This window comes from Sphingomonas sp. FW306-1B-B10E, assembly GCF_058782005.1.
Genome location: NZ_JBYSXG010000054.1, coordinates 1 through 22372, shown reverse-complemented (window position 1 = coordinate 22372; position 22372 = coordinate 1). Strand labels below are relative to the sequence as shown.

Here is a 22372-nt window from a genome sequence, read left to right as displayed (position 1 = left end):
GTTACTTCCCCTGCGAGCGCCAGCGCCGGATCGTGCGCTCGAGCATCCCCTCCTCGCCGCCGCTCTCGCGCCACAGCTCGGAGAAGAGCGGATCGTCCGAGGCCGGGCGCTTGCCGTCCTCGAGGCTGTCGAACAGCAGGCGCACCGGCGTCGCGACGCCTTCGCCGACCGCGATGCACTCGCGGTTGCGCAGCGCGGGAATCGAATCGAGGAAGCCGCGCGCGCCTTCGGGCATGGCCGCGCGGACAAAGGCCTGGTCGCGCTCGTTGTTGAGCCGCATCGACAGGATCGTGCCGCATTGCGAGAGCACGCCTTCGGCCAAGTCCGACGGACGCTGCGAGATCAGCCCGAGCGATACGCCGTACTTACGGCCTTCCTTGGCGATGCGGCTGAGGATGCGGCCGACCGACGATCCGTCGGCATTGCGCTCGTTGGGGACGTAGCGGTGCGCCTCTTCGCAGACGAGCAGCACCGGCCGCTTGGTCTCGCCGCGCGACCAGATCGCGAAGTCGAACACCATCCGCGAGAGCACCGCGACCACCACCGACGTGATCTCGGACGGAACCCCCGACACGTCGATGATCGAGATCGGCTTGCCGCCGCCGGGCAGGCGGAAGATCCGCGACAGGAAGTTCGCCATCGAATCGGCGACGAGCATGCCGGAGAACATGAAGGCGTAGCGCGGGTCGCCCTTGATCTCGTCGATCTTGCTGCGCAGGCGGAGATAGGGCGCCGTGTCGGTCGCCTTGTCCATCTTGCCCATTTCGAGCTGGAGGATCTGGGTCAGGTCCGACAGCAGATAGGGGATCGGCGCGTCGACGGTGAGCTTGCCGAATTCCTGCGCGAGCCGGTTCTTGCCCTTGGCGAGCAGCAGGCATTTGGCAAGGATGTCGGCATCGACCTGGCGGTCCGAATCATGCGTGGTGAGGAAGACCTCGCAATGTTCCTCGAAGTTCATCAGCCAGTACGGCATCTGCAGGTTTGAGACGTCGTAGAGCGCACCGGTGGTCTTGAACGCGCTGGCATATTCGCCGTGCGGATCGATCATCACGATATGGCCCTGCGGCGCCAGCTCACAGATGCGGTGGAGGATCAAAGCCGCCGCGGTCGACTTGCCGGTGCCGGTCGAGCCGAGCAATGCGAAATGCTTGCCGAGCATCGAATCGACGTAGAGCGCGGCGCGGATGTCCTTGGTCGGGTAGACGTTGCCGATCTGGATGTGCGCGCGGTCGTCGGCGGCGTAGATCTGCTTGAGGTCGGCGGTCGAGACCGGAAAGACGGTGCAGCCGGGGGTCGGGTAACGCGTGACGCCGCGGCGGAACTTGTAGAGCTTGCCGGTGAGCTTTTCCTCGTCGCCTTCGCCGAGGAAATCGACTTGCGCCGAGATCCTGTCGCCGCTCGAATCGAGCCGGAGCGCGCGGACATTGGCGATCAGCCACGTGCCGCCGACGCGCACCTTGACCTGGCTGCCGACCTGTCCGGCATTGGCGATCGCGGCATCCCCGCTCGCGGCCAACGCCTCGATCTCGGCGGCATCGAACACTACCTGGCTCGACGAGCCGGCGATCTCGAGCACCACGCCGATCGCGCGCACCTGGCTGCGCGACGCAGGCGAGTCTCCCGACGATACGGGCGCGGCATTGTCGAAGGCGCGCGCGCCGAACTGACCTTCCATCGGATACTCCCCGGGGTTACGCCGCACCTATGCCCGAAGAGCGTAAATATTGGGTTTGCCCGCTAACCGCTTGTTCGCATAGCTAGAACCGCCGCCAGAGCGCCCCGGCGCCCCAGCCGAACAGCACCGAGAGCGCCACCGCGACGAGTCCGTAGGGCACCGAATAGTCCTCGGCGCTGGTCGCGACGAAGCGTTCGAACCCCGATTTGCGGATGTCGATCGGGCGGACCGCGGCGGCGAGCACCCGGCCGTTCTGAATCAGAAAGGTCTCGGCAGTGAAGCGCCCGACGGGGACGCGTGCCGGGATGTTGAGCCGCGCGCGGTACAGCACGCCCCCGGTAATCTCGACGGCGTTCGAATCCTCGTAGAATAGCCCGGCGCGGGTACGCAGGTCGACCAGCCCGCGATCGAAGCGGTCCTGCACTTGCGGAACCGCGCCCGAGGCGGGGGAGAGCTGGAGGCTGTCGACGCCGAGCTCGTAGATCGCGCGCGTGCGCTCGTCGACGATGCCGCGGATCGGCCGCGACGAGGCGACCGCGTAGAAGCTCGGCGCCGAGCGGTAGCGCATCGATTCGGCGTTGAGCCAGATCCCGGCCACCTTCTCCTTCTCGCGCACCAGCACCGCCTGGGTCGGTCCGCGCACCACCACCGCGATGTCGACCGGGCCGTCGGCGGGATCGGGGGCGCGGCCGCGCGGATAGAGGATCGCGCCGAACAGCAGCAATTCGGCCCCGGTGAACGAATAGGCGATCTCGATATTGCGCTCGGAAACGTCGGGGACGAGCACCGGCTTGGCCTGTCCCATCAGCAGCGGCGCTGCGAGCGCCAGCAGACCGGCGCCGACACTCTTCACAGCAACTCGACCGAATAGATCTCGTCGGGGCGCCAGGCGAGCCCGAGTACCATTCGCAGCGCCACGCCGAGCACGATCAGCGCCAGCGCGAGGCGGAGATATTCGGGCTTGGCCTTCTGGGCGAAGCGCGCGCCGAGCTGCGCGCCGGCGACCGATCCGAGCAGCAGCAGCGCGGCGAGGACGATGTCGACTGCCTTGGTGGTGGTGGCGTGGACCATCGTCGCCGCCGCGGTGACGAACAGGATCTGGAACAGCGACGTGCCCACCACGACCTGCGTCCCCATGCCGAGCAGATAGAGCATCGCGGGGACGAGGATGAACCCGCCGCCGACGCCGAGCAGCACGGTGAGCATCCCGGTGAAGAAACCGAGGATCAGCGGTGCGAGCGGCGAGATGTACAGTCCCGAGCGATAGAAGCGCCAGCGCAGCGGCAGCATCGCGACGAGCGGGTGGTGGCGGCGCTTGCGCGGGCGCGGCGCGACGGCGCCGCGGCCGACGCGCACCGCGGTGATCGATTCGTGGAGCATCAGCCCGCCGATCGAGCCGAGCATCAGCACGTAGAGGATGCCGATCACGGTATCGATCACGCCGCTCGCCTGGAGCAGGCGAAACACGCCCGCGCCGGCCACGCTGCCGACCACGCCGCCGGCAACCAGCACCAGCCCCATATGCACGTCGACCCCGCCGCGGCGGAAATGCGCGAACACGCCCGAGACGCTGGCGCCGGTCACCTGGCTGGCCGCCGACGCCGCGGCGACGGTCGGCGGGATGCCGTAGAAGATCAGCAGCGGCGTGGTGAGGAACCCGCCGCCGACCCCGAACATCCCCGACAGCAGCCCGACGCCCAGGCCCAATGCGACGATGACCAGCGCATTGACCGACAGATTGGCGATAGGGAGGTACAAGTCCATCGGGCGCAGGCGATACCGCGTTTGCGCCGCGCTGCGAAACCCCGCTTGGCTAGAAATCGCTCCCGAGCGTGAGCGCGAGCCCCGAGCCGGGGCGCGCGCCGCCGGCGACGCGCTGTCGCCAGTCGAGCGCGACGCGGACATTCTGCTTGCCGAGCGGCAGCGCCAGCGTCGCCGACGGGCCGATGTCGAGCCGCGCCGCGTCGCGCTGCACCGCGCCCCATACGCCGCTGCCCAATGCGAGGCGCACCTGTCCGGCTTCGGCGAGCGTCCGCGTCGCGCGGACCGCGCCATCGGCATAGGGCTCGGCGCGGCGACGGCGGATCGCCCCGGCCTGCCCGTAGGATTCGAGCCGGAAATGCCGTGCGATCTGCCCGTCAAAGCCGGTAATGACGCCGACCCCGGGGCCGCCACGCGTCCCGTCGAGCCCCAGGCGCTGCTCGGCGACGAAGCGCAGCGGCGCGCGCGTCGGTTGCCATTCGATCCCGAGCGACGCCTCGGCGCCCTTGCCGCGCAAGGGGCTCACGACGCGGCCCACCACTGCCAGCCGCTGCTCGGGCCAGGCCAGCCAGGCGATGCGGAGCCCGGCCTGGCCGCCGCCGAGCTGGCTTCCTCCAGGTGCGGCGCCGAGTCCGGTGCCGGCGCGCGCGACCAGCCAGGCGCTGGCCGACCAGCGCGACGGCAGCGGGGCGAGATGCACGGGCTGCGCCGCCGGCGGGAGGGGCGTGGGCTCGCCGCCGACGGTCGCCGGCACGCCATATTGGAGCAGCCCCAGCAGCGCCATCTGCACGCGCTCGGGATCCGCACTTGCTACGGCCGTCGCAGGCGCCGGTGCCGGGCGGGGCGGGCGCTGGACGGAGGGAGGCGGCGCGGGTGCCGGTTTGGCGGCGACTGCAGCGCGGTAGAGCGGCGGCGGTGCGGCCGGCGCGGCGCGGTGCGCGGCGACGGGGACGAAGGCGCGGATCGCGGCGGGCAGCGATCCGGTCTCGGACCAGAGCAAGGCGATGCGGACCCCAGTCCAGCCGAACACTATCAGAGCGAGGAAACGGATCGGCCGCCCCTGGCCGGTCACTGCGTCTGCTCGGCCAGATCGGGGAATTGATGCGCGGTCTTTTCCCAATGCGGCGCGGCGCCGAGGAGGATGCGAATGTAGAGCCCGATCGCGCGGCGGGCGGCGAACAGCGCGATGTAATTGCCGACCAGCACGCGCGGCGCCGACAATAACGCCTCGAACCAGCCATAGGCTCGCCAGACGAACGCAGCGCGCACCAGCAACCGCCAGGCGAGCAACGCGAAATTGGCCCAGAGCACTGCCCGGACCGCCGGGGCGAGCGCGGGCATTGCCGAGCCGGCGACGACGTGGAGCAATGCCGAAGCACCCCATAGCAATAGGGTGGCGTAAGCGAGCGCGAGCACCGGCAGCGCCAGCGTCGCGCGGCGATCGCGCATCCGCATCCAATGGTCGCTGAGGTTCAGGGTGGCGCGCCAGCCGGTGCGATCCCAGCCGGCGAGCGCGATCCCGGTCAGCCAGCGCGCCTTTTGCCGGATCGCCGCGCTGGGCGTGCCGGGGAAATAGCCTCGCACCGCCACTGGCGGCCCCCCCGGGCTTTCGGCTACGCGGGCGAGGCACACCCGCCCGCCCATCGCACCGATCGTCAGGCCGAGCTCGTAATCCTCTGTGAGGCTGGTCGCGTCGAACGGCGCACCGCCCCGCGCGGCGGCGATCGCGGCGAGTACGTCGCGCCGGATCGCGCAGCCGACGCCGGCGAGGGGTAGTCCCGCGCCGAGCGCCTGGCGGACGACGAGCACCTTGGCATGCGCCTCGGCAAACTCGTCGCAATAATGGCCTGAGACGAAGCGCGAGCCCGGGTGCGGCAGCGGGATGACCGGGAGCTGCACCGTCGCACAATGCTGGAGCCAGCGCGCATAGACCTGGAGCTCTTGGCGGTGGACGATGTCCTCGGCATCGTGGAGTGCGATGCCGAGCGCCGTGAACCCCTCCGCCGCCTCGTCGTGGAGCAGCGCGCGCCACAGGGCGTTGAGGCAATCGGCCTTGGTCGTCGGCCCGGGTGCGCCGCCGATCACCAGCCGGACGCGCGCGTCGCATTCCGCCACCTCTGCGACGGCGGCGATCGTGGCGGGGTCGTTGGGATAGGTGCCGACATAGATCCGATAATCGTCGTGCGCGAAGCGGGCGAGCGCGGTGCGCAGCATTAGGCCGATCACGGCGGATTCGTCCCATGCCGCGACGAAGACGATGATCCGGCCGGGCGGTACATCCAAAGCGAGACCCGAAACATCAGCAAGTGGACGAAACGGGAACAGAAAATGCAGGTAAAGGCGCCGGACGATATAGATCAGGTCTACCAGAAGATCGTCCAAACCCCCGACGAGGAACCAGATCGCAGCAAATAGCGTCGCCTCGCGGGCGATCGTATCTAGCGCGGTGATCAGCACGACCGTCCCAGCACCGCAATATCTCCGATTCGGATGCACTCATCTTCGATGTTGTTTATTAAATGATCAAGTTGACTTGATGGGATGCCGTCCGATTCCAATCCGTTTCGGAGTCAGTCAATTGGACGTTGGCGTGAATCCCGGCGGACGCTAGGGTGCGCGCAGCTTTGGGGGAATTCGCTGAGATGAAGCTCGCTGTCCGGCTCGGGATCCTGGCGTTGATCGCCGCGCCGCTGGGTGCGACCCTGGCGATGAGCGACAACAGCCCGCAGGTCGAGATGGCGACCCCAAGCGTCGGCAATGGCGCGATCGAGCGCTTCACCGCGCGCTTCAACCAGCCGATGGTGCCGCTGGGCGATCCGCGCGCGGCGGGGCCGTTCACTGTCGAATGTCCGATCGGCGGCGAGGGCCGCTGGGTCGACCAGCAGACCTTCGTCTACGAGTTCGCCAGCCCGCTTCCCGGCGGCGTGACCTGCACCTTCACCTTGAAGGACAAGCTCAAGAGCCTCGCCGGCTATGCGCTGACCGGGCAGAGCAAGTTCACCGTCGACAGCGGCGGACCGATCGCGCGTGCGGTGCTGCCGAGCCGCTATGGCGGCGAGATCGAGGAGGACCAGACCTTCCTCGTCGCCGCCAACATCGCCCCCGACCGCGCCTCGGTCGGCGCGAACGCCTATTGTGCGGTCGACGGTATCGGCGAGAAGATCCCGGTCGATGTGCTTCCCGCCGAGGTGCCGGGCAAGGTGCTTGCCGGATTGGGCACCGATCGCTGGGAAGTGCAGAGCTTCCTCGAGGAAGCCGGGCTGCCCAAGGCGCTGCCTGCCGCCGAGGCCGATCGCGCCAAGGCGACCGCGAGCGTCGTCGCACTCAAGTGCCGCCGGCCGCTGCCCCCCGGGCGCGACGTCGCGCTCGTCTGGGGCAAGGACATCGCCGCCGGCGGGCGCACCGCCGGCACCGACCAGCGCTTCGACTTCACCGTGCGGAAGCCGTTCGCGGCGCGGTTCGAATGCTCGCGGGTCAATGCGCAGGCGGGGTGCAGCCCGGTGCAGGATGCCTGGGTGCGCTTCTCGGCGCCGATCCCGCGCAGCCAGGCCGAGGCGATCCGCATCACTCTGCCTGGCGGCAAGGCGCTCAGCCCGGTCTTCACCGACGAGGAGAAGCGCAAGGCGACGATCGCCGACGTCAAATTCAAGGCGCCGCTCCCCGCCGCAATGGTCGGCAAGCTGACGCTGCCCGCGAACGTCACCGACGAAAGCGGGCGCAAGCTCTCCAACGGCGAGCGCTTCCCGCTCGACGTGCGCTTCGACGAGGCGCCGCCACTCGTGAAGTTCGTCGGCAATTTCGGTATCCTCGAGGCTGCGGAAGGCGGCGTCCTCCCGGTCACGGTGCGCAATGTCGAGGAATCGCTCCGGGGCAGCCAGATGGCGGTCAACGGTCAGTCGCTGCGCGTCGAGGGCGGCGACGGCGAGGTCGCCAAATGGTTCCGCGCGCTCGCCGATGCGGCGGAAACCAAGACCGACGAGATCGAGCGCGGCAAGGAGACGATCCGGATCAACCAGACCGGCGCCAAGCCTTTGCTCACCCCGGCGTCGGGCAAGCCGTTCCAGGTTTCGCTCCCGGGCAAGGGCAAGGATTTCGAAGTCGTCGGCATCCCGCTGACCAAGCCCGGATTCTATATCGTCGAGCTCGCCAGCCCGAAGCTGGGCAATGCTTTGCTCGGACGCAACGCGCCGCGTTACGTCGCCGCCGGCGCGCTGGTCACCAATATGAGCGTCCACTTCAAATGGGGACGCGATCAGTCGCTCGTGTGGGTGACCGCGCTCGACAGCGGGCAGGGCGTCGGCAGCGCCGAGGTGCGGATCACCGACAGCTGCACCGGCCAGATCCTCGCCAAGGGCACCACCGATGCGTCGGGCCGGCTCGGCGTCCCGGCCGGGCTGCCCCAGCCCGAAACCTATGCGAGCTGCGAGGATGGCAGCGCCTCGCCGCTGATGGTCTCGGCGCGCAAGGCAGACGATTTCAGCTTTACGCTGACGCAGTGGGGCGAGGGCATCCGTCCGTATGACTTCGACCTCTCCTATGGCTATTCGGCAGCCGAGGAGATCTTCCACACCGTGTTCGATCGCGCTTTGGTCCGCCAGGGCGAGACGATCCACATGAAGCACATCGTGCGCAAACCGATCGCGAGCGGGTTCGGCACCTCGCCGGCGTTCACCGGCACCTTGCGGCTGTCGCATCGCGGCTCCGACACCAAATACGACTTGCCGCTCAGCATCGACGCCAACGGCATCGGCGAGACCGAATGGACCGCGCCGCAAGGCGCCAAGATGGGCGATTACGACATCCAGCTCGTCCGCACCGAGGGCGGCGAGGAGAAGGTCACCTATACCAACCAGTCGTTCAAGATCGACGAGTTCAAGCTGCCGACGATGAAGGCGTCGGTGGCCGGGCCGAAGGAGGCGGCGGTGCGGCCGTCGACGCTGCCGCTCGACCTGTTCGTCGGCTATCTGTCGGGCGGGGGCGCGGGCAACCTGCCGGTCGAGCTCCGCGTCGGCTGGTTCGAGGGGATCAGCACGCCGGACGGCTATGACAGCTACACCTTTGGCGGCCGCGCGCTGACCGAAGGCGTCAAGGCGCTCAACGGCGACGACGAGACCGACGAGGAATCGACGCCGCTGCCGCCGACCCAGACCTTGCCGGTGACCCTGGGCGGCGACGGCACCGCGCGGACCTCGATCGAAGTGCCCAAGAGTCTCGATCAGCCGACCAACATGCAGATCGAGATGGATTATCAGGACGCCAATGGCGAGATCCTGACCGCGTCGCGGCGCATCCCGATCTACACGTCGGGCGTACAGTTGGGCATCAAGACCGACGGCTGGCTGATGAAGCATGACGACCTGCGGCTGCGCTTCGTCGCGCTCGATACCGCGGGCAAGCCGCTCGCCAACCAGGACATCTCGGTCGAGCTGTACAGCCGCGAGATCCTGACGGCGCGGCGGCGGCTGATCGGCGGCTTCTACGCCTACGACAACCAGATGAAGACGACCAAGCTGAGCGCGACCTGCTCGGCGACGACCGACGCGCAGGGGCTGGCGACGTGCCAGCTCGATCCGGGCGTGTCGGGCGAAGTCTATGCGGTGGCGACGACCAAGGACGCCAACGGCAATGTCGCGCGCGCGACGCGCTCGACCTGGCTGGTCGGCGACGACGATTGGTGGTTCGGCGGCGACAATGGCGACCGCATGGACGTCATCCCCGAGCAGCTCGAATACAAGGCAGGCGAGACCGCCAAGTTCCAGGTCCGCATGCCCTTCCGCGAGGCGACCGCTTTGGTCACGGTCGAGCGCGAGGGCGTGCTGTCGAGCTTCGTGGTGGGATTGAGCGGCAAGGACCCGGTGATCGAAGTGCCGATGCCGGGCGCCTATGCGCCCGATGTCTATGTCTCGGTGATGGCGGTGCGCGGGCGCGTGTCGGGCTGGGCCAATTGGCGCTCGAACCTCGCGCGCGACTGGGGGCTGCCTTTCTCGCAGGACGGCGGCAAGCCGACTGCGACGGTCGACTTGGCCAAGCCGGCCTATCGGTTGGGCATCGCCAAGGTGAAGGTCGGCTGGGAAGGGCATCGGCTCAGCGTCGCGGTCAAGGCCGAGAAGGCGACCTATGCCGCGCGCGACCTCGCCAATGTCGACGTGCAGGTGAAGAACCCGGACGGCTCGCCGGCTCGCGAGGCGGACGTGGCGTTCGCGGCGGTCGACGAGGCACTGCTCCAGCTCGCGCCCAACGACAGCTGGGACGTGCTCACCGCGATGATGGGCGACCGCCCGATCTCGGTGCTGACCTCGACCGCACAGACCCAGGTCGTCGGCAAGCGTCACTACGGCAAGAAGGCGGTCGAGGCCGGCGGCGGCGGCGGCGGCGATCTCTCGGGGCTCAACCGCGAGAATTTCCAGCCGGTATTGCTGTGGAAGGGCAAGGTGCCGCTCGACGGCAGCGGCCGTGCGCGGGTGCAGGTGCCGCTGTCGGATGCGCTGACCTCGTTCAAGCTGGTCGCGATCGCCACCAACGGCGCGCAGCTCTTCGGCACCGGCGATACGAGCGTGCGCACGCACCAGGACCTCAGCATCTATCCCGGCGTGCCCCAGGTTGTGCGCACCGGCGATACGTTCGGGGCGATGTTCACGCTCCGCAACGGGTCCGACAAGCCGATGAAGGTGACCGCGACGGTCGCGCTCAATCCGGCGGTGGCGCAGGGCAAACCCCTGACTGTCGAGATCCCCGCGGGCGGCGCTGCGCCGGTCAGCTGGAACCTCACCGCGCCGAACCAGGCGGGCAAATTGAACTGGACGGTTTCGGCCAAGTCGGCCGACGGCAAGGCGGTCGACAAGGTGACGGTGGCGCAGGACGTGATCCCCGCGGTACCGGTCGAAGTCTGGGCGGCGACGCTCGCGCGGGTCGGCGAGGGCACCAGCTTCTCGATCGCGCCGCCCACAGGCGCGCTGCCGGGCTTCGGCATGGTCGACGTGACGCTCGCCGATACGCTCGCGCCGCCGCTCCAGGGCGTGCGCGACTATATGGCGGCCTATCCCTATGGCTGCCTCGAGCAGCGCACCTCGCGCGCCATCGCGCTCGGCGACAGCGGCATGTGGAACGGCATTGCCGGCGAGCTTCCCGCCTATCAGGATAATGACGGGCTGCTGCGCTACTTCCCGGGCGAATGGTCGGGATCGGAGGCGCTCACCGCCTATATCCTGTCGATCACTGCCGAGGCCGGGCTGCCGCTCCCCGACGGGCCGCGCGCCAAGGCGATCGACGCGATGAAGGCAGTGCTCGACGGGCGCCTGCGTCGCGAGGATTATGGCGATGTCCGGCTCCAGCGGATCGCTGCCTTCGCCGCGCTGGCCCGGCAGGGTGCGGCGACTTCGGCGATGCTCGGCCAGCTCGGCATCTCGCCGAACGAAATGCCGACGGCGTCGCTCGCCGATTATCTCGCCGCCCTGGCCAAGGTGCCCGGGCTCGCCAATGGCGCGCAGCTGCGCGCCGATGCCGAGCGGGTGCTCCGGTCGCGGCTGGTCTATGAAGGCACGCGGATCGACCTCAGCGACAAGGGCAATATGCCGTGGTGGCTGATGTCGTCGGACGACGAGGCGTCGATCAAGGCGCTGATGGTCACGCTCGGCCGCCCCGGCTGGCAAGTCGAGACGCCCAAGATGATGGTCGGCCTCGCGATGCGCCAGCAGCGCGGCCATTGGGACACCACGACGAGCAACGCCTGGGGCACGATCGCGACGCGCAAGTTCATGGCGGCCTATCCCGCCGAGGCAATCGCGGGAATCACCACCGCCAGCCTCGGCACCGCGACGGTCAGCCGGCCTTGGCCGTTGCTCGAGCCGCAGCGCAGCTTCAGCCTGCCGCTGCCGGCGGCGACCACGCCGCTGGTGATGCGCCAGGCGGGCGGCGCGGGCCCCTGGGCGTTCGTGCGGGTCAAGGCGGCGGTGCCGCTCATCCAGCCGCTGATGGCCGGGTACAAGATGACCAAGCAGGTCAGTGTGGTGCAGGGGCTGACCCCCGGGCGCTACACGCGCGGCGACGTGATCAAGGTGACGATCAGCGTCGAAGCGTCGGCCGAGCGCAACTGGGTGGTGATCAACGATCCGGTGCCGACCGGCGCGACGGTGATCGGCAGCCTGGGCGGCCAATCCGAGATGCTCAGCAGCCAAGCCGGCACGGCCGACGGCGTCTCGCCCAATTGGACCGAGCGCGGCCAAGGCTCGTGGCGGGCTTATTATGGCTGGGTGCCGCGGGGCAGCTTCACGATCTCCTACGTGATGCGGCTCAATGCGGCGGGGCGGTTCAGCCTCCCGGCGACGCGCGTCGAGGCGATGTACTCGCCCGAGATCCGCGCGCAGCTGCCCAATGCGGAGATGGTGGTGGCGGAGCGCTAGATCGTGACGCGGCTGTCCTCACCCTTTCCACTCGCTACGCGAGTAGGCCCCTTCCCTCTCCCGTCGGGAGAGGGAGGGAGGCGCGAAGCGCCGGAAGGGTGAGGGCAGCTCGCACCCATGTTCCCGCGTTCGATATCGCAGCTCCTACGACGCATTGACGATTTCCCCGAAGCGCTCGCCGCCTGGGCGCGTGGCCAGCGCGCGGCGTTTCGCGAACGCGGCTGGCGCGGGGTGTTCACGCCTATGCGCGTCGTGCTCACCGCCGCCGCGCTGCTAATCGGCACCTTCGTCACCTTGTCGTGGATCACCCGCCCGCCGCCGCTTCCCGGCTATGCCGCGGTCGTCGCAAGCTGGCAGCCCTCCGAAGCCTGGCTCTATGACCGCAACGGCCGACTGATCGACAGCAGCCGGATCGATTATCAGGCGCGCCGGCTCGGCTGGGTGAAGCTCGCTGACGTGTCGCAAGTGGCACGCGACACGCTCGTCGCTGCCGAGGATCGGCGCTTCCGCGGGCATGGCGGCGTCGACTGGTGGGCATTGGGCGGCGCGCTGCGCGACCGTATCGAGGGCAAGCGCGCGCGCGGCGCCTCGACCCTGTCGATGCAGGTCGCCGCCTATCTCGCCCCCGATCTCGCCGCGCCAGGGCATCGCGGCACCTGGGACAAGTTTCGCCAGATGCGCGCGGCACGGTCGCTCGAGGCCAATTGGAGCAAGGACCAGATTCTCGAGGCGTATCTCAACCTCGCCGGCTTCCGCGGCGAGGCGCAGGGGATCGGCGCGGCCGCGCTCGGCTTGTTCGGCAAGACCCCGGCGACACTCACGCGCGACGACGCGCTGCTGCTCGCGGCACTGCTGCCCAATCCGGGCGCGGGGTCGGCCGAAGTCGCGCGCCGCGCCTGTGCGCTCGGCCACGACAAGGATTGCAGCCGCTTCGCCGGCGCCGCCGCATCGATGCTCGGCCCGGCGCGCAGCCTCGCGCTCGATCCCGGGCTCGCGCCGCATCTGTCGGCACGGCTGCTGACCGAGCCGGGCGCGAAGATCAGTTCGACGCTCGACGCACGCATCCAGGCCGTCGCCAGCGCCGCATTGCGCCGCCAGCTCCAAGGGCTGGGCGGCACGCGCGCGCGCGACGGCGCGGTGGTGGTGGTCGACAATGCCAGCGGCGACGTGCTGGCCTATGTCGGCGGGATCGGCGGCGAGAGCACTGCCCCTGCGGTCGACGGCGCGGCGTCCTACCGCCAGGCGGGATCCACGCTCAAGCCGTTCCTCTACGCCCAGGCGATCGAGAAGGGCTATCTCACCGCCGCCTCGATCCTCGACGATTCGCCGGTCCAGCTCGACACCGCCTCGGGGCTGTACGTCCCGCAAAATTACGACAAGGCATTCAAGGGCCCGGTTTCGGCGCGCGTCGCGCTGGCGGGTTCGCTCAACGTGCCCGCAGTGCGCACCCTGCTGCTCACCGGCGTCGACGCATTCCGCGACCGGCTGTGGGACACCGGCTATCGCGGGTTGGTCGAGAATGGCCAATATTACGGCTATTCGCTCGCTCTGGGTTCGGCCGAGGTCACCCTGCTCGAACAGGTTGCCGCCTATCGCAGCCTCGCGCTCGGCGGGCGCTGGTCCCCGCTGCGCCTCGTCGCGAGCGCGCCGCGGCCGGCCGGACGCCAGATCGTGTCGCCCCAGGCGGCGTGGATCGTCGCCGACATCCTTGCCGATCCCAATGCCCGCGCCGGGACCTTCGGCGTCGATTCGGCGCTGCGCCTGCCCTTCTGGGCGGCGGCCAAGACCGGCACCTCCAAGGCAATGCGCGACAATTGGTGCATCGGGTTCAGCGACCGCTTCACCGTGGGCGTGTGGGTCGGCAACCTTGAGGGCGACCCGATGCGGGCAGTCTCGGGAACGAGCGGCGCGGCGCCAGTGTGGCGCGACGTCATGATGGCGTTGCACGCAGGCACGCCCAGTCGCACGCCGCCGCCTCCGCCCGGGATCGAGACGCGGACGATCCACTTTGCCGAGGGGATCGAGCAGCCCCGCCGCGAGGTTTTCGTGAAGGGGACGGCGCTCAGCGAAGTCGCCGCGGCCCCCGCGGCGGCGCGGCGGCCGCATATCGTCAATCCGGTGGCGGGAAGCGTCTACGCGCTCGATCCCGACATTCCCGCCGGCCGCCAGCGGCTCGCCATCGCCGTCGCCGGCGAGGTTGCTGGGCACCGGCTGCTACTCGACCGCGAGGATCTCGGCACCGCCGATGGCCGCCCGCTGATCCTGCCCCAGCGTGGCCAGCACCGGCTGCAACTGGTCGATCTCGGCGGCCGAGTCGTCGACCAGATTCTCTTCACGATTCGTTGAACTTTGCAAAGTCGCTACGGGAGCGAAATGCTTTGCCGCGCGTTCATTGGCGCGGTCCTATCCCTTTCAGGACTGTGCCCACGGGCACGGCCGCGCCGCCGCATTCGGCGCGGCCGAACCCCGGGGCACGGCATGCGCCGCCCCCGGGCCGGCTGGCTTACCAATAGAAGCCGGGAATCGTCCGGATCACGATGCCGCGCCGGGTATCGACCAGCAGCACGTCGTCATAATGGCGCACCCAGCTTTGGTAGCGACCGACCGGCGGAAGGCGGTAGCGCCACGGATCGGCGATCACGTAGCGCGAACTCCAGTAATTGGGCGCGATCCGCACGCCGCTGCGGAAGCGGGTATAGCCGAACGGCGCGCGCCAGGTGCCGCGGGCATAGACGCCGCGGTTGCGCCCGCGATAGTCGCGCCAGTCATTGTCGCCCCAACGGCGATTGCGGTCCTGCAGATCCTCGCGATATTCCTGATGCGCCTCGCGCAGGTCGCGGCGCTGGTCGCGGATGTCGCTGCGATCGCCGCGGCGATAGGCGGCGCGCAGCTCGCGGCGTTCCTGGCGGATGTCCTGACGGTCGCGGCGAAGCTCGCCATTCGATTGCGCGCTCGCCGCGGTGGGCAGCGCCGCCGCCGGCATCGCGACGGCGGCAAGCAGGGCTGCGGTGATGATCTTCCTCATGTCGTTCCTCCAGACACAGGCCGGTATTCGTCCGGCACCGTCGCAATCTGGAGGATCCTCGCTGAACCGCGCGGGAATGCGCCCGTCAGCAAGCAGCAAGCTTAGGGCCCGGTATTGCCGCCCGGCGCGCCGCCGCCGGTGCCCGGCGCGCCCACGGTACCGATATTGCCGAACAGGTCGCTGAAGAAGCTGCGCTTGCGGCCGAGCGTCGGGGTGGTCTTGCCATAGGGATCGACCGAGGCGATCAGATCCTGGTTCATCCGGTCGACCGCGGCGACGTTGCCCGCGGCGTCGAAGCGCACGCGGATCGTGGTCTGCTCCCGAACCTTGGGGTCGCTATAGCCGAAGTTGCGGCTGTCGCGCGAGACGTAATACCATTCGCCTTCGTTGAACTGGCTGGTCAGCGTCGGCCGGCCGAGCGTCTGCATCACCGACTCGCGGGTATCGACGCCGGGTTGAACCGAATCGACCAGCTCCTTGTCGATCACATAGCCCTGGTGCGAACGGATCGGCGAACAGGCGGTGCTGCCCATCGCGACGAGGAGCGCGGCGCAACCGGCCAGGCGAACGGGGAAGGGCATCGAAATCTCCAGGGCAACGCGAGCACCGGCGCGCGCATTGCATCGCGCGCCATTCGCCTCAATATGCGGCAAAATGCGGCCAAACAAGGTCGCGCCGGCTTTCACACGGACGAAGACCATCATGGGACTGCTCAAGCGCCTGTTCGGCGCCCCCGACCGCGGCACCGCGCCGCGCCTCTACGCCGCGATCGTGGCCGCCGGACGCGCGCCGCATTGGTATGTCGAGGGCGCCGTTCCCGACACGATCGACGGCCGCTTCGACATGATTGCCGCGGTCCTCTCGCTGGTGCTGCTGCGCCTCGAGAAGGCGCCGGAGGCGATCGCGCCGAGCACCGCGCTCGCCGAATGCTTCATCGACGATATGGACGGTCAATTGCGCCAGATCGGGATCGGCGACATCGTCGTCGGCAAGCATATGGGGCGGATGATGGGGATGATCGGCGGCCGGCTCGGCGCGTATCGCGCGGGGCTGGCGGGCGACGGGCTGGGCAATGCCCTGGTCCGCAACCTCTATCGCGGGCACGCGCCCGCCGATGCCGCGCTGGCGCATGTCGAGACGCGCTTGCGGGCGTTGCGCGACGCGCTCGACGCGATGCCCACCGCCGCCATTCTCGCCGGGGAGCTGCCGGAATGACTCCCGAATTTTCCCGCCCGCACCGGCTCGACCAGATCGGTGCCGGCGAGACCCAGGTCGAGATCGAAGCGACGCCCGGAGAATGCGAGGCGCTCGCCGCGCGCTTCGATCTCGTCGCGATCGAGCGGCTCGTCGCGCGGTTCAAGCTGCGCCGCGATGCGATCGGGATCCTCGCCAGCGGCCATTTGTCGTCGGCAGTGACGCAATCGTGCGGGATCACCGGCGATCCGCTGCCCGCGACGATCGAGGAGGATTTCGCGATCCGCTTCCTGCCCGAAATGGCCGAGGACGAGAGCCACGACGAAGTCGAGCTCGCCGAGGAGGACATGGACACCGTCTTCTACACCGGCAGCGCGCTCGACCTCGGCGAGGCCGCCGCCGAAAGTTTGGCATTGTCGCTCGATCCGTTCCCGCGCAGTCCGAACGCCGCCGCGGCGCTCAGGGAGGCAGGGGTGATAAGCGAGGACGAGGTGGCGCCGCTCAGTCCGCTGGCGGCGGCGCTCAAGGGCAAGCTGGGGAAGAAATAGGCGGCAGCCCTCCTACTGCAGAATGTGTCGGGAGCGCCGCGTCCTCGAGACGGCGAGCTGAAACTCGCAGTTGCCCCCTTGCCATTATTGCCCGGCGGGCTCCTGCGGCCGGATAATGCCGCCGGTCATTCTGCCGTCGGCATCTAGCGCCGCAGACATGATCACGCGCCCGTTGGCGAACACCAGCTCGTAGACGTCGTCGCCGAGCGCGCTGCGCTCACGAAACGTCATCGACTTCAGCTCGCCCATCGAGCTGAACAGGCGATGGGTCATCGGCAGGTCGTTGCGGACAACTTCGACGAAGTGCGGAGAGAGCTTGTCATAGTCGGGCGATCCGCTTGCCAGCCCCGCGACAAGCCCGCGCAAGGCAGCCTCGGTGCCGGGAGTGAAGGGCCGTTCTCCGGGCGACTGTATCGGTCGGAGAATGCCGCCGGTCATCTTCCCGTCGGCGTCGAGCCGGGCCGACACCATCACCCCGCCATTGGCGAACATAAAGTCGTAGACGTCATCGTCCACGCTACCGCGCCCGCGGAAAGTCACCGACTTGAGCGCGCCCATCGAGCTGAACAGGCGATGTGTCGTGGGAAGGTCCCGGCGGACGGCTTCGGCGAATTGCGGAGAGAGCTTGTCATAATCAGGTGTGCCGCTCGCCAGTCCGGCGACAAGCCCGCGCAAGGCAGCCTCGCTGCCGGGGGTCGGCGCCGTGCCGGGGGTAGATGCCCGTTTTCCAGCCGACTCCACCGATTGTTTATCAGCTGCTTGCGAGAAGGCGGCGGGCTGCGAAAGCAAACCAAGCACAATTGCGCCGACGAGGATCATGATGGCCACTCCCAGGACTGCTAAACGAGTGAAGGGAGTGTGTAGCGGGAGAGCGGCGGAAACGAGGTCCGGCGGTTGGGCTACCGCTTGACCGTACCCTTCTGCCTCACCGAGCATGCGGGCGGCTTCCAGTGACGACGTCGCGCCAAGCTTGATGCGCGCCATCTTGAGGCGCTTCTCGACTGCATGGTGCGAAATGCCGAGATCCGCGGCGATTTCCTTGGCCGACTTATGCTGAAGCCATTGCCGGAGACAAACCTTCTCGCGCTCCGTTAATTTGGAAAGTGAATCGCGCTCGTCCATTGGCGGACGGATATCGGGTCTTACCAGTCGTCGATAGTACGGTCCATTGGTACAAGGACTGAAATGGCGTTCATCGGTCGCACGATTTCGCCCACGACAGCTGCTCAGTGGCGGCTTGCGCGAAATGAGAACGGGAGGTTTGCTGAATGCGCGTTTGACTGGATCGCGTAGCAGCTATCGAGTTGAAGCGATTGTCGGCACACGCTTTGGGGTTACACGATTGGCGGGAGGGAACGATCGCTACTCTCCTCCCATCCCGATTCCCCGCGCCAGCATCGCCGCAACTGTCTCGGCGATCGCCTCGGGCGCGGCGTCCTCGTCCCACACGCTGTAGCGCAGCCCGAGGAAGACGTTCATCCCCATGATCGCCCAGGCATGGACCTCGCTCACATCGTCGCGCACCTCGCCGCGGTCGGCGGCGGCGCGCAGCCGCCTGGCGATGCGGTCGGCGGTGGTGGCGTAGTGCATGCGGAAGCTCTCGGGATCGACGAACTCGGCCTCGTCGATGATCCGGTAGATTTCCTTGTGGGTGCGCGCGAACTTGATGAAGGCGAGCAGCGCCGCCTGCTCCGCGGCAATCTGGCCGGGCGCGTCCTTGAGTGCGGGGGCGACATGCTCGCGCACCTGTTCGGACATGTCGCGGACGAGGGCGCGGAAGACGGCGTCCTTGGAGTCGAAATAGGTGTAGAAGCTGCCGAGGGCGACCCCGGCGCGGCGGGTGATCCCGCTGATCGAGCCTTCGTGGAATCCCTTTTCGCCGAACTCTGTCGCCGCTGCGTCGAGGATCGCGCGCAGCGTCTTGCGGCCGCGCGCGGTACGCGGTTCCTTGCCTAGGCTCGCCGCCTCGCTCTCCATCGCTCCGCCCCCATTCTTCCAAGTTGAAACCCGGTTCAGGTTTCAGTATAGCCTCTCTTGACAGCTTACAACCCGCACAAGACCGGGTCGAATTCTGGGGAGGAAAACCATGTCACGCCTGAACTCCATCCGCACGATTCTGCATGTCGGCGCCGCGCTGTCTGCGCTTGCGGCCGCGCCTGCCTTCGCGCAGGACCAAGCCACCGCTCCCGAAGGACAGACCTATGGCGCGGATGCGACCGCCAGCGTCACCACGCCCGTCGAGGATACCGGCGAGATCACCGTCACCGCGCGGCGCCGCGAGGAGAGCCTGATCGACGTGCCGATCTCGATGTCGGTGGTCTCGGGCGACACGCTGGTGCGCACCGGCGCACCCGACATCACCGCGCTGCAGGACAAGACGCCCAATCTGACTCTCCAGATCGCGCGCGGCTCGAACTCGACCCTGATCGCGTTCAGCCGCGGCGTCGGCCAGCAGGACCCGCTCTGGGGCTTCGAGCCCGGCGTCGCGCTCTATCTCGACGACGTCTATGTCGCCCGGCCACAAGGCGCGGTGCTCGACATCTTCGACGTCGAGCGGGTCGAGGTGCTGCGCGGGCCGCAGGGCACGCTCTATGGCCGCAACACGATCGGCGGCGCGGTCAAGTACGTCACCCGCCGGCTCGGCAACGACTTCCGCGCCTCGGCCCGCGCGTCCTACGGCTCGTACAACCAGCTCGACCTGGTCGGGCAGGTGACCGTGCCGATCACCGACAGCCTGTCGATCGGCGGCGCGGTCGCGCGCTATACTCGCGACGGCTATGGCGAGAACCTCACCACCGGCGCCGAGCATTACAACAAGGACGTGATCGCCGCGCGCGTCTCGGCCGAGTTCGCGCCGACCGACACCATCTTCTTCCGCGTCGCCGGCGATCGCACGCTCGACAAGTCGAAGCCGCGCCACGGCACCCGGCTGCTGCCCAACGGCACCGATCCGCGCTACCTGCCGACCGACAGCGTCTACGACACCCGCGCCGGAATCGGCGACGACAACCGCGTCGAGACCCGCGGCATCTCGGCCACTGCCGAGATCGGCCTGTCCGACGCGCTCACCTTCAAGTCGATCACCGCGTGGCGCGACGGCAGCACCGATACCTTGATCGACTTCGATAATACCGCGCTGCCGACGCTCGACGTGCCGGCCTTCTACGACGACCGCCAGTTCACCCAGGAGCTGCAATTGCTGTTCGAGGGCGAGCGGCTGCAGGGCGTGGTCGGGCTCTATTATCTCAACGGTCGCGCCAGCGGTGCCTTCGACACGGTGGTCGGGCTGCTCAACACCACCACGCTGACCTCGGGCACGGTCGACACCAAGAGCTATGCCGCGTTCGGCGATTTGAGCTTCGACCTGACCGACAAGTTCAAGATCTCGGCGGGCGCGCGCTACACCCGCGACGAGAAGACCGGCACGGTGTTCCGCCGCAACTATACCGGCATCCGCAGCCCGCTGTTCGGCAATGCCAGCGCCGTGCCGGGGCTGCTGCGCACCGACTACACCAACGAGCGCAGCTTCGAGAAATTCACCCCGCGGGTGAGCCTCAGCTACGAGCCGCGCCAGGACCTCAATTTCTACGCGAGCTATGGCCAGGGCTTCAAGTCGGGCGGGTTCGACATGCGCGGCGACGCGATCCTGACCCCGACCACGGTCAACGGCTATGAGCCCGAGACGATCGATTCGTGGGAACTCGGCATGAAGAGCGCCTTCCTCGATCACACCCTGTTCGTGAACCTCGCCGGCTTCTTCTCGAACTACAAGGACCAGCAGGTCACGATCCAGGTGCCGGCGCTGCCGAGCGGGATCACCAGCTTCGTCGACAATGCGGGCAAGGCCGAGATCTACGGCTTCGAGCTCGAGACGCGGATGGTGCCGTCGCGGCATTTCTCGGCGAGCCTCGTGCTCGGCTACACCCATGCCGACTATAAGGAGTTCCTCACCTATATCGGCGGGGGCACCACCCCGGTCGACGTCGCCGACCAGCGCTCGTTCCAGAACACCCCCGAATGGACCGCCAACGCCTCGGCGACCTGGTCGGAAGACCTGGCCGGCGGCACGATCGCGTTCACGCCGGCGGTGTCGCTGCGCAGCGACACCCAGATGTTCGAGTTCGCCACGCCGGGGCTCGACCAGGACGGCTATGCCTTGGTCGATGCGGCGCTCAACTGGACGTCGGAGAGCGGCCGCTATCGGATCGGGGTCGCGGCGCGCAACCTCACCGACGCGCGCTATCGGGTCGGCGGGTATAACTTCCTCGGCGCGCTGACCGGCAATTCGCTGATCGGCTATTACGGTCCGCCGCGCACGGTGACCGGCACCGTCGAGGTGCGGTTCTGATCGTTTGACGCGTCACCCCGGCCCAATGCCGGGGTGACGGAAAGAAGCAGCCGCCAGGCCCTCGCTATCACTTCGTGACAGCCGGGGCGCCACGCGCCAGGGAGCAGTCATGCCTCAGAGCCCCACCAGGTCCTCCCGCAATGTCGTGCTCGCGATGCTGCTGCTGGTCTACATCTTCAACTTTCTCGACCGGCAGATTCTGAGCATCCTCGCCCAGCCGGTGAAGAAGGATCTCGGGCTCGACGACGCCCAGCTCGGCATGCTCGGCGGGCTCGCCTTCGCCGCGCTCTATTCGACCCTGGCGATCCCGCTCGCGCTGCTCGCCGATCGGACCAGCCGGAGCTGGGTGATCACCGTCTCGCTCGGCGTGTGGAGCGCGTTCACCGCGCTTTGCGGCTTCGCGCAGAATTTCGCGACGATGTTCCTGTTCCGGCTGGGAGTAGGCGTGGGCGAGGCGGGGGGCGTGGCGCCGAGCTATGCATTGATCTCGGACTATTTCCCGCCCGAACGGCGCGCGCGGGCGCTGGCGATCTATTCGCTCGGAATTCCCCTGGGTGCCGCCGGCGGCGTGCTGCTCGGCGGCTATATCGCGCAGAATGTCGAATGGCGGACTGCATTCGTCGTCGTCGGGCTCGGCGGGCTGGTGATCGCGCCGCTGTTCAAGCTGCTGGTCAGGGACCGGCCGCGCGCCGCGGCATCGGCGGAGCAGGTGCCGGTCGCGCGCGTGTTCGGCATGCTCGCCGCCAAGCCGGGATTCTGGTTGATGGCGTTCGGCGCCGCGGCAGGATCGATGTGCGGCTATGGCGTGGCGTTCTGGCTGCCCAGCCTGATGCAGCGCAGCTTCGGGCTGACCCTGGTCGAGACCGGGCAGTTCTTTGGCGCGCTGCTGCTCACCGGCGGCGTGGCGGGGATCCTGCTCGGCGGCTGGCTCGGCGACCGGCTGGGCGCGCGCGGCCGGCGCTGGTACGCGCTGGCGCCGGCGATCTGCTACGTCGCGGGCGCGCCTTTGTTCATTGCTGGGGTGCTGTCGAGCAGCTGGCCGGTGGCGTTCGCCTTGTTCCTCCTGCCCCAGGCCCTGGTCTATGTCTGGCTCGGGCCGGTGCTGACCGCGGTCCAGCACTTGGTGCCGTCACATATGCGCGCCACCGCGTCGGCGAGCTTCCTGCTGATCAACAATCTGATCGGGCTGGGGCTCGGCAGCTGGGCGATCGGATCGCTGTCGAAGGCGCTGACCCCGGCTTATGGCGACGAGGCGCTGCGCTATGCGATCGCCGCGGGGCTGGGGCTGTATGTCGTCGCGGGGGCGCTGATGGCGCTGGCGAGTCGGTTTTTGGCGCGGGACTGGGTGGATTGAGTTGCTCCCCTCCCTGCAAGGGAGGGGCTGGGGGTGGGTGCGAGCGCAGCGAGCCTTTCGAGCTGCTA

At 68.3% G+C, this 22372-nt stretch carries 15 protein-coding genes; 6 read left to right on the top strand and 9 right to left on the bottom strand.

Going from position 1 to position 22372, the window contains the following annotated elements; all coding sequences use genetic code 11:
- Window position 1: 1 nt before the first annotated feature.
- The 5 genes from AC3WJI_RS17650 to AC3WJI_RS17630 all read right to left on the bottom strand — a co-directional run bounded on the left by AC3WJI_RS17650 (window position 2) and on the right by AC3WJI_RS17630 (window position 5893).
- Entirely contained in the window at window positions 2-1675 is a 1674-nt protein-coding gene (locus AC3WJI_RS17650) for an ATP-binding protein (RefSeq protein WP_492758598.1), read from the bottom strand.
- Between the two features lie 82 nt (window positions 1676-1757).
- On the bottom strand, window positions 1758-2480 hold the full coding sequence (locus tag AC3WJI_RS17645) for a TIGR02186 family protein (protein ID WP_492758610.1): 723 nt from the start codon (window positions 2478-2480) through the stop codon (window positions 1758-1760).
- A 44-nt stretch (window positions 2481-2524) separates the two neighbouring features.
- Window positions 2525-3439: a sulfite exporter TauE/SafE family protein gene (locus AC3WJI_RS17640; protein WP_492758597.1), complete on the bottom strand. Its 915-nt coding sequence runs from the start codon at window positions 3437-3439 to the stop codon at window positions 2525-2527.
- A 49-nt stretch (window positions 3440-3488) separates the two neighbouring features.
- Complete coding sequence (locus AC3WJI_RS17635; RefSeq protein ID WP_492758596.1) at window positions 3489-4508, bottom strand: hypothetical protein; 1020 nt, start codon at window positions 4506-4508, stop codon at window positions 3489-3491.
- Complete coding sequence (locus tag AC3WJI_RS17630) at window positions 4505-5893, bottom strand: glycosyl transferase family protein (protein ID WP_492758595.1); 1389 nt, start codon at window positions 5891-5893, stop codon at window positions 4505-4507. The genes AC3WJI_RS17635 and AC3WJI_RS17630 overlap by 4 nt, the downstream gene beginning before the upstream one ends.
- Window positions 5894-6078: 185 nt before the next feature.
- Here AC3WJI_RS17630 and AC3WJI_RS17625 point away from each other — a divergent pair, with 185 nt between their 5' ends.
- Both AC3WJI_RS17625 and pbpC read left to right on the top strand, forming a co-directional pair.
- Window positions 6079-11835 carry an alpha-2-macroglobulin family protein gene (locus tag AC3WJI_RS17625; protein ID WP_492758594.1) on the top strand — a complete coding sequence of 1919 codons (5757 nt, stop codon included), beginning with the start codon at window positions 6079-6081 and terminating at the stop codon, window positions 11833-11835.
- Between the two features lie 243 nt (window positions 11836-12078).
- Window positions 12079-14181 (top strand): penicillin-binding protein 1C, encoded by a 2103-nt coding sequence (gene pbpC, locus AC3WJI_RS17620; RefSeq protein ID WP_492758609.1) that lies wholly within the window; start codon window positions 12079-12081, stop codon window positions 14179-14181.
- 157 nt (window positions 14182-14338) lie between these two features.
- On the opposite strand, the gene AC3WJI_RS17615 is transcribed toward pbpC, so the two are convergent.
- Window positions 14339-14860 carry an RcnB family protein gene (locus AC3WJI_RS17615; protein WP_492758593.1) on the bottom strand — a complete coding sequence of 174 codons (522 nt, stop codon included), beginning with the start codon at window positions 14858-14860 and terminating at the stop codon, window positions 14339-14341.
- 101 nt (window positions 14861-14961) lie between these two features.
- A complete protein-coding gene (locus tag AC3WJI_RS17610; RefSeq protein ID WP_492758592.1) occupies window positions 14962-15441 on the bottom strand; it encodes an outer membrane protein assembly factor BamE in 480 nt (159 codons plus the stop codon).
- A gap of 121 nt (window positions 15442-15562) precedes the next feature.
- On the opposite strand from AC3WJI_RS17610, the gene AC3WJI_RS17605 reads away from it, so the two are divergent.
- Window positions 15563-16075 (top strand): ubiquinol-cytochrome C chaperone family protein, encoded by a 513-nt coding sequence (locus AC3WJI_RS17605; protein ID WP_492758608.1) that lies wholly within the window; start codon window positions 15563-15565, stop codon window positions 16073-16075.
- Window positions 16072-16602, top strand: a complete 531-nt coding sequence (locus AC3WJI_RS17600) for a YceD family protein (RefSeq protein WP_492758591.1) — start codon at window positions 16072-16074, stop codon at window positions 16600-16602. Before AC3WJI_RS17605 ends, AC3WJI_RS17600 begins: the two co-directional genes overlap by 4 nt.
- Window positions 16603-16686: 84 nt before the next feature.
- On the opposite strand, the gene AC3WJI_RS17595 is transcribed toward AC3WJI_RS17600, so the two are convergent.
- Both AC3WJI_RS17595 and AC3WJI_RS17590 read right to left on the bottom strand, forming a co-directional pair.
- A complete protein-coding gene (locus tag AC3WJI_RS17595) occupies window positions 16687-17724 on the bottom strand; it encodes a helix-turn-helix domain-containing protein (RefSeq protein WP_492758590.1) in 1038 nt (345 codons plus the stop codon).
- Between the two features lie 240 nt (window positions 17725-17964).
- Window positions 17965-18579, bottom strand: coding sequence for a TetR/AcrR family transcriptional regulator (locus AC3WJI_RS17590; protein WP_492758589.1), 615 nt, complete (start codon window positions 18577-18579; stop codon window positions 17965-17967).
- Between the two features lie 109 nt (window positions 18580-18688).
- Between AC3WJI_RS17590 and AC3WJI_RS17585 the strand changes: the two genes are divergently transcribed.
- Window positions 18689-20950 carry a TonB-dependent receptor gene (locus AC3WJI_RS17585; RefSeq protein WP_492758588.1) on the top strand — a complete coding sequence of 754 codons (2262 nt, stop codon included), beginning with the start codon at window positions 18689-18691 and terminating at the stop codon, window positions 20948-20950.
- Window positions 20951-21059: 109 nt separating this feature from the next.
- Window positions 21060-22304 (top strand): spinster family MFS transporter, encoded by a 1245-nt coding sequence (locus AC3WJI_RS17580; protein ID WP_492758587.1) that lies wholly within the window; start codon window positions 21060-21062, stop codon window positions 22302-22304.
- The last annotated feature ends 68 nt before the right edge of the window (window positions 22305-22372 follow it).